The sequence below is a fragment of the Streptomyces sp. NPDC058470 genome (assembly GCF_042721055.1).
GTDB lineage: Bacteria > Actinomycetota > Actinomycetes > Streptomycetales > Streptomycetaceae > Streptomyces.
On the sequence record NZ_JBHXMF010000087.1, the window covers coordinates 13,808 to 28,702 of the forward strand.

General features: G+C 70.8%; 12 protein-coding genes. 9 read left to right on the forward strand and 3 right to left on the reverse strand.

Features of this window, described 5'->3' with window-relative positions:
• Positions 1 to 60 precede the first annotated feature (60 nt).
• Positions 61 to 993, reverse strand: a complete 933-nt coding sequence (locus ACFWP7_RS39255) for a Ppx/GppA family phosphatase (RefSeq protein WP_384392272.1) — start codon at positions 991 to 993, stop codon at positions 61 to 63.
• A gap of 125 nt (positions 994 to 1,118) precedes the next feature.
• On the opposite strand from ACFWP7_RS39255, the gene ACFWP7_RS39260 reads away from it, so the two are divergent.
• Together ACFWP7_RS39260 and ACFWP7_RS39265 are read left to right on the forward strand one after the other, a co-directional pair.
• The gene (locus tag ACFWP7_RS39260; protein WP_384392275.1) at positions 1,119 to 1,958 is read left to right on the forward strand and encodes a hypothetical protein; all 840 of its coding nucleotides are present in this window, start codon (positions 1,119 to 1,121) and stop codon (positions 1,956 to 1,958) included.
• A 193-nt stretch (positions 1,959 to 2,151) separates the two neighbouring features.
• Positions 2,152 to 3,987 carry an IS481 family transposase gene (locus ACFWP7_RS39265; RefSeq protein ID WP_384392301.1) on the forward strand — a complete coding sequence of 612 codons (1,836 nt, stop codon included), beginning with the start codon at positions 2,152 to 2,154 and terminating at the stop codon, positions 3,985 to 3,987.
• 63 nt (positions 3,988 to 4,050) lie between these two features.
• Here ACFWP7_RS39265 and ACFWP7_RS39270 read toward each other — a convergent pair whose 3' ends face one another.
• Positions 4,051 to 5,931, reverse strand: coding sequence for a hypothetical protein (locus tag ACFWP7_RS39270; protein WP_384392278.1), 1,881 nt, complete (start codon positions 5,929 to 5,931; stop codon positions 4,051 to 4,053).
• A gap of 319 nt (positions 5,932 to 6,250) precedes the next feature.
• Here ACFWP7_RS39270 and radA point away from each other — a divergent pair, with 319 nt between their 5' ends.
• Both radA and disA read left to right on the forward strand, forming a co-directional pair.
• On the forward strand, positions 6,251 to 7,660 hold the full coding sequence (gene radA / locus ACFWP7_RS39275; protein WP_384392281.1) for a DNA repair protein RadA: 1,410 nt from the start codon (positions 6,251 to 6,253) through the stop codon (positions 7,658 to 7,660).
• A gap of 68 nt (positions 7,661 to 7,728) precedes the next feature.
• A complete protein-coding gene (gene disA, locus ACFWP7_RS39280; RefSeq protein WP_384392283.1) occupies positions 7,729 to 8,853 on the forward strand; it encodes a DNA integrity scanning diadenylate cyclase DisA in 1,125 nt (374 codons plus the stop codon).
• Positions 8,854 to 8,989: 136 nt separating this feature from the next.
• Here disA and ACFWP7_RS39285 read toward each other — a convergent pair whose 3' ends face one another.
• Positions 8,990 to 9,826, reverse strand: coding sequence for a hypothetical protein (locus ACFWP7_RS39285; RefSeq protein ID WP_384392286.1), 837 nt, complete (start codon positions 9,824 to 9,826; stop codon positions 8,990 to 8,992).
• 362 nt (positions 9,827 to 10,188) lie between these two features.
• On the opposite strand from ACFWP7_RS39285, the gene ACFWP7_RS39290 reads away from it, so the two are divergent.
• The 5 genes from ACFWP7_RS39290 (at position 10,189) to cseC (ending at position 14,807) form a co-directional block, all read left to right on the forward strand.
• A complete protein-coding gene (locus tag ACFWP7_RS39290) occupies positions 10,189 to 11,115 on the forward strand; it encodes an A/G-specific adenine glycosylase (protein ID WP_384392289.1) in 927 nt (308 codons plus the stop codon).
• A 222-nt stretch (positions 11,116 to 11,337) separates the two neighbouring features.
• The gene (locus ACFWP7_RS39295) at positions 11,338 to 11,889 is read left to right on the forward strand and encodes a SigE family RNA polymerase sigma factor (protein ID WP_384392292.1); all 552 of its coding nucleotides are present in this window, start codon (positions 11,338 to 11,340) and stop codon (positions 11,887 to 11,889) included.
• Positions 11,890 to 11,975: 86 nt separating this feature from the next.
• The gene (locus ACFWP7_RS39300) at positions 11,976 to 12,572 is read left to right on the forward strand and encodes a hypothetical protein (RefSeq protein WP_384392295.1); all 597 of its coding nucleotides are present in this window, start codon (positions 11,976 to 11,978) and stop codon (positions 12,570 to 12,572) included.
• A gap of 127 nt (positions 12,573 to 12,699) precedes the next feature.
• Entirely contained in the window at positions 12,700 to 13,416 is a 717-nt protein-coding gene (cseB, locus tag ACFWP7_RS39305; protein WP_384392304.1) for a two-component system response regulator CseB, read from the forward strand.
• Positions 13,417 to 13,424: 8 nt separating this feature from the next.
• Positions 13,425 to 14,807: a two-component system sensor histidine kinase CseC gene (gene cseC / locus ACFWP7_RS39310; RefSeq protein WP_384392298.1), complete on the forward strand. Its 1,383-nt coding sequence runs from the start codon at positions 13,425 to 13,427 to the stop codon at positions 14,805 to 14,807.
• Positions 14,808 to 14,895 lie beyond the last annotated feature (88 nt).

Genomic DNA, 14,895 nt, shown 5'->3' on the forward strand with positions numbered 1-14,895 from the left:
TTGTGGCTGGGCGCGCAGTTCCCCGCGCCCCTACCAGGACGCGACCCCGTCCAGGTTGGTCTACTCCGACGCCATCTGGTCGAGGCGTCGCAGGATTACGCCCTCCCGGAGGGCCCAGGGGCAGATTTCCAGGGTTTCGACGCCGAAGAGGTCCATGGCCGCCTCGGCGACCAGCGCGCCGGCGAGGAGTTGGCTCGCGCGGCCCTCGGAGACGCCGGGGAGTTCGGCGCGTTCCTCGGCGGTCATTGCGGCGAGGCGCGGTACCCAGTCCTGGAGGGACCGGCGCTTGAGCTCGCGCTGGACGTAGAGGCCGTCGGCGGAGCGGGCGGCGCCGGCGATACGGGCGAGCTGCCGGAAGGTCTTGGAGGTGGCGACCACGTGGTCGGGGGCCCCGATGCGGCTGAACTCCCCGACCGTACGGGCGATCTCGGCGCGCACATGACGGCGCAGCGCCCTGACGTCGGCGGGGTCGGCGGGGTCGTTCGGCAGCCAGCCCGCGGTCAGCCGACCCGCGCCCAGCGGCAGTGACACCGCGGCGTCCGGCTCCTCGTCTATGCCGTAGCCGATCTCCAGGGAGCCGCCGCCGATGTCGAGGACGAGGAGCTTGCCCGCCGACCAGCCGAACCAGCGGCGGGCCGCGAGGAAGGTGAGCCGGGCCTCCTCCGCACCGGTCAGGACCTGGAGTTCGACGCCGGTCTCGGCCTGGACCCGGGTGAGTACGTCGTCGGCGTTGCTGGCCTCGCGCACCGCGGAGGTCGCGAACGGCAGCAGGGCCTCGACGCCCTTGTCCTCGGCGGACTCCAGCGCGACCTTGACCGTCTCGATCAGTTTGTCGACGCCTTCGGGGTCGATCGCCCCGCTCGCGTCGAGCAGTTGGGCGAGCCGCAAATCGGCCTTGTGCGAATGCGCGGGTAGCGGCCGGGCGCCGGGGTGTGCGTCCACCACCAGCAGATGCACCGTGTTCGAACCCACATCGAGGACACCGAGTCTCATATACGGAACGCTACTGCGAGTCCGGCCCTTCAAGTGGGGCGGGGCGGACAGCCTCGGTGAAAGGCGGCGGTCGGGCGCCGGGCGGGGCGTCCCCGGAGCGGGCTTGGGCGACTTACCCTGGACGGGTGCCAAAGACGAAAAAGGCGAAGCCCGACAAGTCGGCCAAGGGTCCTTCGCAGGCGAAGGCCACCAAGTCCACGAAGTCTCCGGACAGGAGTGACGAGAAGGGCCTCGACTTCGCTCGCGCGTGGGTGGAGTTTCCGGATCCCGCCGACGGCGAGCAGATCTTCCGGTGCGATCTGACATGGCTGACCTCTCGCTGGAACTGCATCTTCGGAAGCGGCTGCCAGGGCATCCAGGCGGGCCGCGCCGACGACGGCTGCTGCACGCTCGGGGCACACTTCTCGGACGAGGACGACGAGAAGCGGGTGGCCGGACATGTGGCGAGGCTCACCCCGGACGTCTGGCAGCACCATGGCGTGGGGACGAAGACCGGCTGGGTCTCGGAGGACGAGGATGGCGAGCGGCAGACCCGCCCGTACAAGGGGTCCTGCATCTTCCAGAACCGCCCCGGCTTCGCGGGTGGCGCGGGCTGCTCGCTGCACATCCTCGCCGTGAAGGAGGGCCGCGAGCCGCTGGAGACCAAGCCGGACGTCTGCTGGCAGCTGCCCGTGCGACGGACGTACGAGTGGATCGACCGGCCCGACGACACCCGCGTGCTCCAGGTGTCCATCGGTGAGTACGACCGGCGCGGCTGGGGTCCGGGCGGCCATGACCTGCACTGGTGGTGCACGTCGGCGACCTCGGCGCACGGCGCGGGCGACCCGGTGTACGTCTCGTACCGCCCGGAGCTCGTCGAGCTGATGGGCAAGGAGGGGTACGACCGGCTGGTCGAGCTCTGCGAGGAGAGGCTGGCCTCGCAGTTGCCCCTGCTGGCTCCCCATCCGGCCGACCCGGTCCACTGAGGTAACCGAATATCCGCATCCGGCCGGACCCGGTCCACTGAGGTACTGGCGTACCTGACGGTTACGAGGATGTCCGGTCCCGGGAGATGCTTGACACTTCGATCCCAGCTGATGGTTGACGGTGGCCGTGATCGGCTTTGCTGTGCGCGTTGTTGTGGCGCGTGTGGGGAGGCCGGGATTGGCTCTGGTGGAGTTGTCGGTTGTCGAGCAGAGATACCGGGCTGTGCTTGCGGTGCTGGCGGGGGCGACGGTGACGGAGATCGCCGCTCAGCTGGGCGTTTCGCGGCAGACGGTGAGCGGGTGGAAATCCCGGTATGAGGCCTCGGGGCTGTCGGGGCTGGCAGACCGTTCTCGTAGGCCGGCCTCGTGTCCGCATCAGGCGTCTGCCGAGGTGGAGGCGGCTGTGTGTGAGTTGCGGCGTGAGCATCCTCGGTGGGGTCCGCGGCGGATCGCTCATGTGCTGGAGCGGGCGGGGGCGGTGGATCCGGTGCCGTCGCGGATGACGGTGTATCGGATCTTGGTGAGGCATGGCCTGGTGGTGCCGGGGGTGCGGCGTCGGAAGCGGTCGGATTACAAGCGCTGGCAGCGGGATGCGCCGATGCAGTTGTGGCAGATGGACATCGTCGGTGGTGTGATGCTCGTCGACCGGCTGACGGGGGAGTTGTCCGAGGCGAAGGTCGTGACCGGGGTGGATGATCATTCCCGGTACTGCGTGATCGCGTCGGTGGTGGAGCGTGCGACGGGGCGGGCGGTGTGTGCGGCGTTCGCGCGGGCGTTGCAGGTGTTCGGGGTGCCGGAGGAGGTGCTGACTGACAACGGCAAGCAGTTCACCGACCGGTTCGGGCAGGGTGGTGAGGTGTTGTTCGACCGGATCTGCCGGGAGAACGGGATCGCGCACCGGCTGACGCAGCCGGCGTCGCCGACCACGACGGGCAAGGTGGAGCGGTTCCATCAGACGCTGCGGCGTGAACTCCTTGACGACTGCGGTGCGTTCGAGAGCATCGAGGCGGCGCAGGCCGCACTGGATGAGTGGATTCAGGAGTACAACTCCGTCCGTCCGCATCAGGCGCTGGACATGCAGTCGCCGGCGGACCGGTTCACACCGGTTGCTGAGCAGGAGCGGGGCGTGCTGGGTGTGCGGGTGCCTGGGGTGCTGGCGTTGGTGCCGCAGCAACGGACGGCGCCTGTGAATCCAGATCCTGACGATGTGGTGTCCGATGGTCCTGCGGATCCGCCTGAGGCGATGCCGGTGCCGGTGCCGGTGCCGGTGGAGCACGGTGGGGCGGTGGAGTTTGAGCGGGTGGTGCCTGCGAGTGGGAATCTGCAGGTTGCGGGCAAGCAGTTCTGGCTCGGTCCGGCCCGCTCGGGGCTGACGGTGACGTTCTGGGCCGATACCTCGGTGATCCATCTGCTGGTTGCCGGGGCTCGGATCAAGACGGTGCGTTCGCACCTGTCGGTCTCTGATCTTGTGGTGCTGGCGGCCCGGGGAGGACGTGCGGGCGGACCGTCTCCGCTGCCGGCCGGTGATGCGGCGGCGTTCGAGGTGGACCGGGTGGTGAACAACGGCGGGCTGGTGGGCCTGGGCGGGCATCAGGTGCTGGCGGCGGAGATCCTGGGCGGCCGCCAGGTGGGCATCCGGATCGACGACGACACGCTGTCGTTCTTCGACCTGTCCTCGCGGGAGCTGCTGCGGGTGCGGCCCAACCCGCTGAACAGTGAGGAAGTCCGTCGACTGCGGGGACTGCGTCCGGCCGGGCCGCCGCCGCGTCCGGCCGGGCCGCCGCCGCGTCCGGGCGTCGAGCCGGTGCGGGTGCAGCGGCGGGTCAGCGCGGCCGGCACGGTCATGGTCTGTCGGCAGGTCGTCTCGCTCGGGCGGACGTACGCGGGACAGACCGTGACCGTGTATGTCGCGGAGTCGACCCTGACCGTCGAACTGGACGGCCAGGTCCGGGTCATCAAGCGCACCACCGACATTCCCGTCCGGCACGTGAAGGCGAACAAACCCTACGAAGATTCCGATGTTGTCTAGGCCCACCGTCAAGCATCACCTGGGACCAGAACGTCAGCCATCACCTGAGACTAGACATGACGGTTACGAGGACGGGCTCGGGTCGCCGCTGTTGCCGGGCGGCGGGGTCGAGCCCTCCGGATCGGACGGCGTCGAGTCCGTGGGGGTCGGCGTGGGCGTGGACGGGGGGTCGGACGGAGCCGGGTCGCTGGGCGTGGGATCCGGGTCGGAGGGACTCGGGTCGCTCGGGGTGGGGTCGGGGTCGGACGGGGTCGGGTCGCTGGGGCGCGGGCCGGGGTGGGTCGGGCGCGCGTTCCCATACCCCCCGATCGTGACCAGGGCGCCCGTCGGCGCGATCGACACCTGTGCGGTCCAGGGGCCCACCGGCTCGCGCAGATGGTCGACGTACACCTTGATCGTCAACGATTCGCCCGGGTCTAGGGTTCCCGCGGACTGGCTCAGATAGAGCCAGTGGGCGCCGGTGTACGCGGACCAGTGAACCGGTGAACCTCCGGACGCCGTCAGTGTGATGAGGGTCGTGTCGCCGCTGCTGCCGGCTTCCACGGAGAGCTGTCCCGCTCCCGGCGCCGGGCTGCTCCCGGGGGCGCCGATGACCTCCACGGAGACGTCGGGCGACTGGCTGCCCTTGGTGAAGGGGCTGTCGGGTTTGGTACTGGCGTTGCCGGCGTTCTCGTAGCCGCCCGCCCCGTCGCCGATGCCGTCGAGCTCGTTGGCGCCCTGCTCCTCGGTCGCGGTGATCGAGCGGCCGTCCGCGCCCTCGCCGGTGAGGGGCGCGCCCCGGTAGGCCGCCCAGAGGGCGAGTACGGGGGCGGCGACGACGGTGGCGACGACAGTGGTCGTCACGGCACGCGCGCGTAGGCGATCCCTTCGCGCGGCACGGTCCTTGGGGTCCATCGGGAAACCGCGCCGGTCGAAGCGCGGAGCGCCGCCCCGCGCGCGTGGGACATGCGCCATCGCGACGTGCAGGGCCGCGCGCGGGGCCTCCAGGACGGGCAGCGCGGCGGGCGTGACGCTGGTGCCGGGCCAGGAGCCGACGACCGCGCGCTCGGCGGTACGGCGGCAGCGGGGGCAGTCGTCGACATGCCGGACCAGCTCCCGGCGCAGGGCGGTGCCGAGCACGAGCTGGTGGTCGCCGGTGAGGCGGGCGACGCTCGGGCAGGTGCCGGTCTCCACGACGGCGAGCGCGGCGCGGGTGCGTTCGACCTCGCAGGCGGCGGAGCCGAGCAGCTCGCGCGCGGAAGCGAGATCCATGCCGAGGACAGCGGCGACCTCGTGGGCGGCGAGTTGGTGGCGTACGGCGAGTTCGAGCGCCTCCCGCTGCTCCGGGGTGGTGCCGGCGGCCTCCGGCCAGGCCAGCAGGGCGAGTTCGCGGCGACGCTGTGCCTGGGTCTCTTCGGGCACGGCGCCGGTCATCGAGCCGGACGCGGAGGCGGGAGCGGACGCGGGGGCGCTCAGGGCTTCTGCCGCACGCCGGTCCGCGGCGTCCTTGTCCGCCGGCGTGTACGCCGTCTCCTGCGCCGTCCTGCGCGCGGACTTGGGGTCGCTCTTGGGGGCGCTCTTGTGGCTTGCGCGCCCCCGGCCGGAAGCGTGCGCCGCCTGACGCCTGCGTCTCGTTTCGGCGAGTTCGCGCAGGCAGGCCCAGCGCGCCAGGGCGTACAGCCAGGCCCTGCGGTCGCCCGGGGCTCCCGGAGCGCGCGTGCCCCGGCGTTCGGCCAGCGCGAGAACGTCGCCCAGGGCGGCGGTGGCCGCGTCGTGGTCGCACAGGACGGACAGGCAGTAGGTGAACAGGCCGTCCAGGTAGGGCTCGTAGCGCTCGGGCGGGCGCTGAGCCATGGTGGTGCGGGTCGACGCGCCACGGGGCGCGGCCGCCCGCTTGCGCGCGTCTCCGTGCGCCCGGTGTGCGCCGGTGGTGTGCGTGGAGGTCTCCTGACTGCTGCTCATCACCCGTGCGACCGTAGGTGCCAATCGGTGGCCCCTTCCTCCCCCTTGAGCACATTTAATCCGTACGGGTGAAACGATCCCTCATTAGGGGGCAGGAACCTCCGATTCCGTGGCCTACACCGTCACGGCGGGCGATGGCAATGCCATACGGGGGGCGCGTGCCCGGCAGGTGCCAGGTATGTGCCAGGCACACCCCGGGCGAGACCGGGATGGGGACCAAGAGCGCCCCAGGCGAGAACGGAGTGGGGCCCAGGCACGCTTCCGGATACCTTTGTGCACAGTGCCGACCGCGCTGTCAGTCGGCTCGGCTACGGTTCGGTGCATGGCTGCCCGTACAAAATCCGCGAAGGACCGGCCGTCCTACCGCTGCACCGAGTGCGGCTGGCAGACGGCCAAGTGGCTCGGCCGTTGCTCCGAGTGCCAGGCTTGGGGGACGGTCGAGGAGTACGGCGCGCCTCCTGTCCGTACGACGGCTCCTGGCCGGGTCACCACGTCCGCCGTGCCCATCGGGCAGGTCGACGGCCGCCAGGCCACGGCGCGCAGCACCGGTGTCCCCGAGCTGGACCGCGTCCTGGGCGGCGGTCTGGTCCCCGGCGCGGTCGTCCTCATCGCGGGTGAGCCGGGCGTCGGCAAGTCCACGCTGCTGCTGGACGTGGCGGCGAAGGCGGCAAGCGACGAACACCGCACGCTGTATGTGACGGGCGAGGAGTCGGCCAGTCAGGTGCGGCTCCGCGCCGACCGCATCAAGGCGATCGACGACCACCTGTACCTCGCCGCCGAGACCGATCTGGCCGCCGTTCTCGGCCACTTGGACGCGGTGAAGCCGTCCCTGCTCATCCTGGACTCCGTACAGACCATCGCCTCCCCGGAGATCGACGGCGCACCGGGCGGCATGGCCCAGGTCAGGGAGGTCGCCGGTGCGCTCATCCGGGTCTCCAAGGAGCGCGGTATGTCCACCCTCCTGGTCGGCCATGTCACCAAGGACGGCGCGATCGCGGGCCCCCGCCTCCTCGAACACCTGGTGGACGTCGTCCTGAGCTTCGAGGGCGACCGGCACGCGCGCCTCAGGCTCGTCCGAGGGGTCAAGAACCGTTACGGGACGACGGACGAGGTCGGCTGCTTCGAGCTGCACGACGAGGGCATCACGGGCCTCGCCGACCCCAGCGGCCTCTTCCTGACCCGTCGCGCGGAGGCGGTCCCCGGCACCTGTCTGACGGTCACTCTGGAGGGCCGCCGCCCCTTGGTCGCCGAAGTGCAGGCGCTCACGGTCGACTCACAGATCCCCTCCCCCCGTCGCACCACCTCCGGTCTGGAGACCTCACGCGTCTCGATGATGCTCGCCGTCCTGGAACAGCGCGGCCGGATCACCGCCCTCGGGAAGCGGGACATCTACTCGGCGACGGTCGGCGGCGTGAAGCTCTCCGAGCCGGCCGCGGACCTCGCGATCGCGCTCGCCCTGGCCTCCGCGGCGAGCGACACCCCGCTCCCCAAGAACCTCGTGGCGATCGGCGAAGTGGGGCTCGCGGGCGAGGTCAGACGGGTCACGGGCGTGCAGCGCCGGCTCGCGGAAGCCCACCGGCTGGGCTTCACGCACGCTCTCGTGCCGAGCGACCCCGGCAAGATCCCTCCCGGTATGAAGGTCGTGGAAGTCGCCGACATGGGGGCCGCGCTGAGCGTCCTCCCGCGCTCCCGTCGTCGAGAGGCCCCACGGGAGGAGGAAGCTCGCCGGTAGACTTTGCCCTGGTCTTGCCCGTCGTGACGAACTGAGGGCGACCGGAAACCCGCGACCGGAGGAGTGCAGTGGCAGCCAACGACCGGGCAGCAGCTCCCGGAAAGTCCGGTGGGAGCTCCGGTGCCGATGGCCTGATGCGCGCCGCCCTGAGCGCCGTGGCACCCGGCACGGCACTGCGTGACGGACTCGAGCGGATCCTCCGCGGCAACACGGGCGGACTCATCGTGCTCGGGTGGGACAAAACCGTCGAATCGATGTGTACGGGTGGATTCGTCCTGGATGTCGAGTTCACCTCGACGCGACTGCGTGAGCTGTGCAAGCTCGACGGCGGCATCGTGATCGACAAGGACATCACCAAGATCCTCCGGGCAGGCGTCCAGCTGGTGCCCGACCCGACCATCCCGACGGAGGAGACGGGCACGCGGCACCGCACCGCGGACCGGGTGAGCAAGGAGGTCGACTTCACGGTCGTCTCCGTCTCCCAGTCGATGCGCCTCATCGCCCTTTACGTGGACGGCCAGCGGCGCGTCCTCGAGGACTCCTCGGCAATCCTCTCCCGCGCCAACCAGGCCCTCGCGACCCTGGAGCGCTACAAGCTCCGCCTCGACGAGGTCGCGGGCACCCTGTCGGCCCTGGAGATCGAGGACCTGGTGACGGTCCGCGATGTCTCGGCGGTGGCCCAGCGGCTGGAGATGGTGCGCCGGATCGCCACCGAGATCGCCGAGTACGTGGTGGAGCTGGGCACCGACGGACGCCTTCTCGCCCTCCAGCTCGACGAGTTGATCGCCGGCGTCGAGCCCGAGCGCGAACTCGTCGTACGGGACTACGTACCCGAGCCGACCGCCAAGCGCTCCCGCACGGTCGACGAGGCGCTCTTCGAGCTCAACGCGCTCAGCCACGCCGAGCTGCTCGAACTCTCCACCGTGGCGCGGGCGTTGGGCTACACCGGCTCCCCCGAGGCGCTGGACTCCGCCGTCTCCCCGCGCGGCTACCGTCTGCTCGCCAAGGTGCCCCGCCTGCCCGGCGCGATCATCGACCGCCTGGTGGAGCACTTCGGGGGCCTGCAGAAGCTCCTCGCCGCCAGCGTCGACGACCTTCAGACGGTCGACGGTGTGGGTGAGGCGCGGGCGCGCAGTGTCCGGGAAGGTCTTTCGCGGCTGGCGGAGTCGTCGATTCTGGAGCGGTACGTCTGATCGGTACCTCTGATCGGTACGTCTGATCGGTACGTCTGATCGGTACGTCTGATGTAGTCGGCCGGGGCCGGTCGGCTGCTCAGGGGGCCGGCTGAGCCCGCCTCTGAGGTGTCTCAGCTCCAGCTGTGTTCAGCGTTCAGTCCTTGGAAAGCACGAACGACGTCTGCGCCTTCGTCAGTCCCGGCGCCTGCGCCTCCACCAGATACGTGCCCGCGGTCGCCGAAATCGCGGGCGGCGTGGCGCACTCGGGGGCGCTGGCCTTGCGGTCCCACTCCACCGTGCGGGTCACCTGCCCGTTCGCGGTGACACGGAAGAGGAGACTGCCGGAACCCGTCGGGCAGTCACCGGAGGACCAGATGTCGTCGTCGCTCCCGGCCTGGGTGATCGTCACGACGGCGCCCTTCGGGCCGAGGTCGACCTTGCAGTCGCTGCCCGAGGAGTTCTTGGCGGTGAGCTCGAACGTCGGCTTCTCGCCGGGTGCGTAGCTGTTGCGCACGCTGCGCAGCGTCAACTTGACGGCGCTCGCGGTGCAGTTGGGGAGAGTGGAACCGGCCGGAAGCTGATCGGCCGATCCTCCGGAGCCGTTGGAGCCGTCGTCGGTTCCGGTACCGGGGCCGTCGCTCCCGCCTGAGTCCCCGGAACCTGCGGTGGACCCGGCGCTGGAACCGGAACCTGAACCGTCCCCGGACCCGTCGTCCGAGCCGCTCCCACCGGTGCCGGCGGTCGACTCCTCGCGCCCGCCCGGGTTTTCACTGATCGCGGGACCTGAGCCGGACGGGCCGGGAGTGATCGTCGAGGGCACCGGATTCTTTCCGTTGGACCCGTCGCCGTTGTTCGACCCGCCTCCACCGCCGGAGCCGACCACCCACACGGTCAGCAGCGCCAACAGGGCGAGCAGAGACAGCAGAACGGCCCTCCGACGCCAGTAGATGGTGGAGGGAAGCGGCCCGACCGGATTGCGCAGTGATCCCACGGCGCAAACTGTACGAGAGATCCGCGTCGGCGCTCGCCCCCACCCGCCGCCCTGGCGCAACTTTTCCGGATCATCATTCCGGGCTACGTGCTTACGGGGCACCGGGGTTGGGTTTTTTCGCCCCCTCCGTGCCCTCCGCCCCCTCCGCCCCCAGGCGTCCCGTACTTCCGGGGCTACGCCCGTTCCAGCCGTCCGACGTTTGAGGACGAGGCCGTTCAGGCCGATGCGGGGCTCTGGGGCGGCAGCCCCCCGGTATGGGACGGGCAGGGGCGGGCAGGGGCGGCAGGGGCGAAAACCCAACCCACCCGACCGGCACCAGCAGACATCCCCGGACGCCCCCACATGGCAGGATCGACCCCGTCATGACTGCACCCACCAAACCCACGCCCCAGCCCGCCACTGCCACCCCCTCGCCGGGCGAGACCCTCCACACCCCGGTCATCGCCTGGTTCGACGCGCACGCCCGTGACCTCCCGTGGCGCCGCGAAGACGCCGGCCCCTGGGGGGTGATGGTCAGCGAGTTCATGCTGCAGCAGACGCCGGTGAACCGGGTGCTGCCCGTGTACGAACAGTGGCTGTCCCGCTGGCCCCGTCCCGCCGACCTGGCCAAGGAGCCGCCGGGCGAGGCGGTCCGCGCCTGGGGACGCCTCGGCTACCCCCGCCGCGCACTGCGTCTGCACGGCGCCGCGGTGGCCATAACGGAACGGCACGGCGGCGACGTACCGGCGGAGCACACGCAGTTGCTCGCCCTGCCCGGTATCGGCGAGTACACGGCGGCGGCGGTGGCGTCATTCGCGTACGGCCGGCGGCACGCCGTCCTGGACACGAACGTACGACGGGTCTTCGCGCGCGCGGTCACCGGTGTGCGGTACCCGCCGAACGCGACGACGGCGGCCGAGCGCAAGCTCGCCCGCGCGCTGCTGCCCGACAGCGAGCGGACCGCCGCGCGCTGGGCCGCCGCCTCGATGGAGCTGGGCGCACTCGTCTGCACGGCGAAGAACGAGTCCTGTGACCGTTGCCCGATCGCGGCGCGGTGCGCGTGGCGCCTGGCCGGGAAGCCCGAGCACGAGGGGCCGCCGCGGCGCGGTCAGACGTACGCCGGTACCGACCGCCAGGTCCGCGGCAAGCTTCTCGCCGTACTCCGGGAGGCCGTCACCCCGGTTCCGCAGTCCGTCCTGGACCGCGTATGGGGCGAGGCGGTGCAGCGGGCCCGCGCCCTCGACGGCCTCGTCGCCGACGGGCTCGTGGAGCCGCTTCCGGGTGGTCTGTATCAGCTCCCCTTGACGTAACTGACGCAGTCGGTACGGCAAAACAATCTCAACCTGGACATACCGGCACCCCGTCTTACCCATGCCCTACTTCCGTTACACAACTGACGGACAGCCGAGCGTTCTCCGCATGCTGTCTTGCACAGGCCCGTGACAACCCCTCCGTAGCTTCATCTCAGGCAACGGACAACCGGTGGCCGGCGACAGCCGACAGGCCGGAAACGGGGATGGAGGCGGTTGATCATGGCGCACGGCGAGGTGCTCGAATTCGAGGAGTACGTCCGCACTCGGCAGGACGCGCTGCTGCGCAGTGCCCGCCGCCTGGTCCCCGACCCGGTCGACGCCCAGGACCTGCTGCAGACCGCGCTCGTGCGGACGTACGGCCGCTGGGACGGCATCGCTGACAAGCGGCTGGCCGATGCCTACCTGCGGCGTGTGATGATCAACACGCGGACCGAGTGGTGGCGCGCCCGGAAGCTCGAAGAGGTACCGACCGAGCAGCTTCCGGACGCCTGCGTCGACGACTCCACCGAGCAGCACGCGGACCGCGCCCTGCTGATGGACATCATGAAGGTGCTGGCTCCCAAGCAGCGCAGTGTCGTGGTGCTGCGACACTGGGAGCAGATGTCCACGGAGGAGACGGCCGCCGCCCTCGGCATGTCGGCCGGTACGGTCAAGAGCACGCTGCACCGGGCCCTGGCCCGGCTCCGCGAGGAGCTGGAGAACCGGGACCACGAGGAGCGCGGCGCACGCGCGCTCGAAGTGAGTGAGGGGCGGGAGCGTTGCGCGGCGTAGAAAACCGGGCCAGGCAGTCCGGACGGGCCGGCTCAATCCGGTCACCCCGGTCGGCCCGGCAGGCTGTGAAGGCGGGGAGTGCGGCGGTGGCCGCGTTCGCCGCCCTCGGCCTTTTCCTGACCGCCTGCGCGACGGGCGGCACCGGAGCCCGCGACGAGGGCCCTGCGGGCAGCGAAGCCGCTGTGCCCAGCACCGCGCAGACCCCCGCCGCCTCCGCCACGAAGGCACCCCAGCGCGTGGACGCGGTCAAGCTCGTCAAGAACGACCCGGAGGTCAGCCCGGCGGTCAAGAACGCCCTGAAGCCGTGCGTCGCCGACGAGTACCCGGTCGACGTGTCGTACGGGAAACTGACCGGCGGAACCGCGAACGACGTCGTGGTCAACGTGATGACCTGCGCCGATGCCGTCGGCGTCGGCTCGTATGTGTACCGCGAGAAGGACGGCAGGTACGAGAACGTCTTCAAGGCCGAGGAACCTCCGGTCTACGCCGAGATCGACCGGGGTGACCTGGTGGTCACCCAGCAGCTGTACGCGAAGGGCGACCCGATGTCGTATCCCTCCAGCGAAGAAGTGATCACCTACGCCTGGTCGGCGACCCACTTCGCGGAGGAGTCCCGGATCCACAACGACTACAGCAAGGCGGCGGGCGGCGCGGAAGCGCCCACCCCCGCGTCCGACAACTGAGAACGACCACTGAGATCAAGGGATGGCAGAGCCTCGGATGGCAGAACACCGGATGTCGGAGCATCGGATGGCGGAGCATCGGTCGGCAGAGCACCGGATGGCGGAGCATCGGTCGGCAGAGCATCGGATTTCGGAGCAGACCCACGTCCTGTTCGTCGAGGACGACGACGTCATCCGTGAGGCCACCCAGCTGGCGCTGGAGCGGGACGGTTTCGCGGTCACCGCGATGCCGGACGGTCTGTCGGGCCTGGAGGCGTTCCGCGCGAACCGCCCCGACATCGCGCTCCTGGACGTCATGGTGCCCGGACTCGACGGCGTCAGCCTGTGCCGCCGTATCCGTGACGAGTCGACGGTCCCCGTGATCATGCTGTCCGCGCGCGCCGACTCGATCGACGTCGTCCTGGGACTGGAGGCGGGCGCCGACGACTACGTGACCAAGCCGTTCGACGGCGCCGTCCTGGTCGCCCGTATCCGCGCGGTGCTGCGCCGCTTCGGGCACGCGAGCGGTCCGGCGAACAGCGCGGCCGCGGAGGGGCACTCATCGGCCGACGGCAGTGTGCTCTCCTTCGGCCACGGTGATCTGGAGATCGACACCGAGGGCATGGAGGTCCGCAGGGGCGGTACGCCGGTGGCGCTGACGCCCACCGAGATGCGGCTGCTCCTGGAGTTCTCGTCGGCGCCTGGCACCGTCCTGAGCCGCGACAAACTGCTCGAACGCGTGTGGGACTACGGCTGGGGCGGTGACACCCGCGTCGTCGACGTCCATGTGCAGCGGCTGCGTACGAAGATCGGCCAGGACCGGATCGAGACGGTCCGCGGCTTCGGCTACAAGTTGAAGGCCTGAGCAGGGGTATGCGGGGCATATTCAGCCGCCGGGTGCGGGAGAGAACGGCCCGGGCAACGAGCGACGGCACGGGCATGGGCATGGGCATCCGCACTGGCATCCGCACCGGCATCCGATGGAAGCTCAGCGCCGCGATCGCGCTCGTCGGCGCGCTGGTCGCGATCGCACTGAGCCTGGTCGTGCACAACGCGGCGCAGGTGTCGATGCTCGACAACTCGCGCGATCTGGCGGACGAGCGCCTCCAGGTCGCACAGCGCATGTACGAGTCGGGGCGGACGCTGGCCTTCGGGGTCGAGGTCGATGACCCGTCCATCCCGGCGGCCCTGCTGGAGAAGGTCACGCAGGGGCGGCGGGCGACCTACGTGTCCAACGGCCCCAGCGGCGTGCCCGACATCTGGGCCGCCGTACCGCTCAAGGACGGCCGCGTCCTCTCGCTCCACACGGGTTTCACCGACCGCAACAGCGATGTCATGTCCGACCTCGACCAGGCGCTGCTCATCGGCTCGATCGCCGTCGTCTTCGGCGGCAGCGCGCTCGGCGTACTCATCGGCGGCCAGTTGTCGCACCGGCTGCGCAAGGCCGCCGCCGCGGCGAACCAGGTCGCCTCGGGCGACACCGAGGTCCGGGTGGGGGACTCCATCGGCGGGTTCCTGCGCGACGAGACCGACGACCTGGCACGGGCGGTGGACGCGATGGCGGACACGCTCCAGCAGCGCATCGAGGCCGAGCGCCGGGTGACCGCCGACATCGCGCACGAGCTGCGTACACCGGTGACGGGGCTGCTGACCGCGGCGGAACTGCTGCCCCCGGGCCGGCCGACCGAGCTCGTCCGCGACCGCGCCCAGGCCATGCGCACCCTTGTCGAGGACGTCCTGGAGGTCGCGCGGCTCGACGGCGCCTCCGAGCGGGCCGAGTTGCAGGACATCCTGCTCGGCGAGTTCGTGTCGCGGCGGGTGACGGCCAAGGACGCGGACATCGACGTACGCGTCGTGCACGAGTCGGAGGTCACGACCGACCCGCGCCGCCTGGAGCGCGTCCTGTTCAACCTCCTCGCCAACGCGGCCCGGCACGGCAAGCCGCCCGTCCAGGTGACCGTCGAGGGCCGCGTCATCCGCGTACGCGATCACGGCCCCGGCTTCCCGGCCGCGCTCCTCGTCGACGGCCCCCGCCGCTTCCGCACCGGCAGCCCCGACCGCGCGGGCTACGGCCACGGCCTCGGCCTCACCATCGCAGCCGGCCAGGCCCGAGTCCTCGGCGCCCGGCTGACCTTCCGCAACGTCCTGCCCCCCGGCGCCCCGGACGACGTCCCCGCCGAGGGTGCGGTCGCCGTCCTGTGGCTCCCGGAACACGCCCCGACAAACACGGGAAGCTATCCGATGCTGCCGGACTAGAGCCCCGGAACCCCGACCGGGGAGGATCTCTCAGCCCGTCCGGCATCTTTCAGCCCGTCCGGCGTTTGAGGACGAGGCCGATCAGGCC

Bases quoted from the DNA above. Each gene is read 5' to 3' on its own strand.
- cseC (WP_384392298.1), top strand. From the start codon at position 13,425: ATGCGGGGCATATTCAGCCGCCGGGTGCGGGAGAGAACGGCCCGGGCA.
- ACFWP7_RS39290 (WP_384392289.1), top strand. From the start codon at position 10,189: ATGACTGCACCCACCAAACCCACGCCCCAGCCCGCCACTGCCACCCCC.
- ACFWP7_RS39295 (WP_384392292.1), top strand. From the start codon at position 11,338: ATGGCGCACGGCGAGGTGCTCGAATTCGAGGAGTACGTCCGCACTCGG.
- radA (WP_384392281.1), top strand. From the start codon at position 6,251: ATGGCTGCCCGTACAAAATCCGCGAAGGACCGGCCGTCCTACCGCTGC.
- ACFWP7_RS39255 (WP_384392272.1), bottom strand. From the start codon at position 993: ATGAGACTCGGTGTCCTCGATGTGGGTTCGAACACGGTGCATCTGCTG.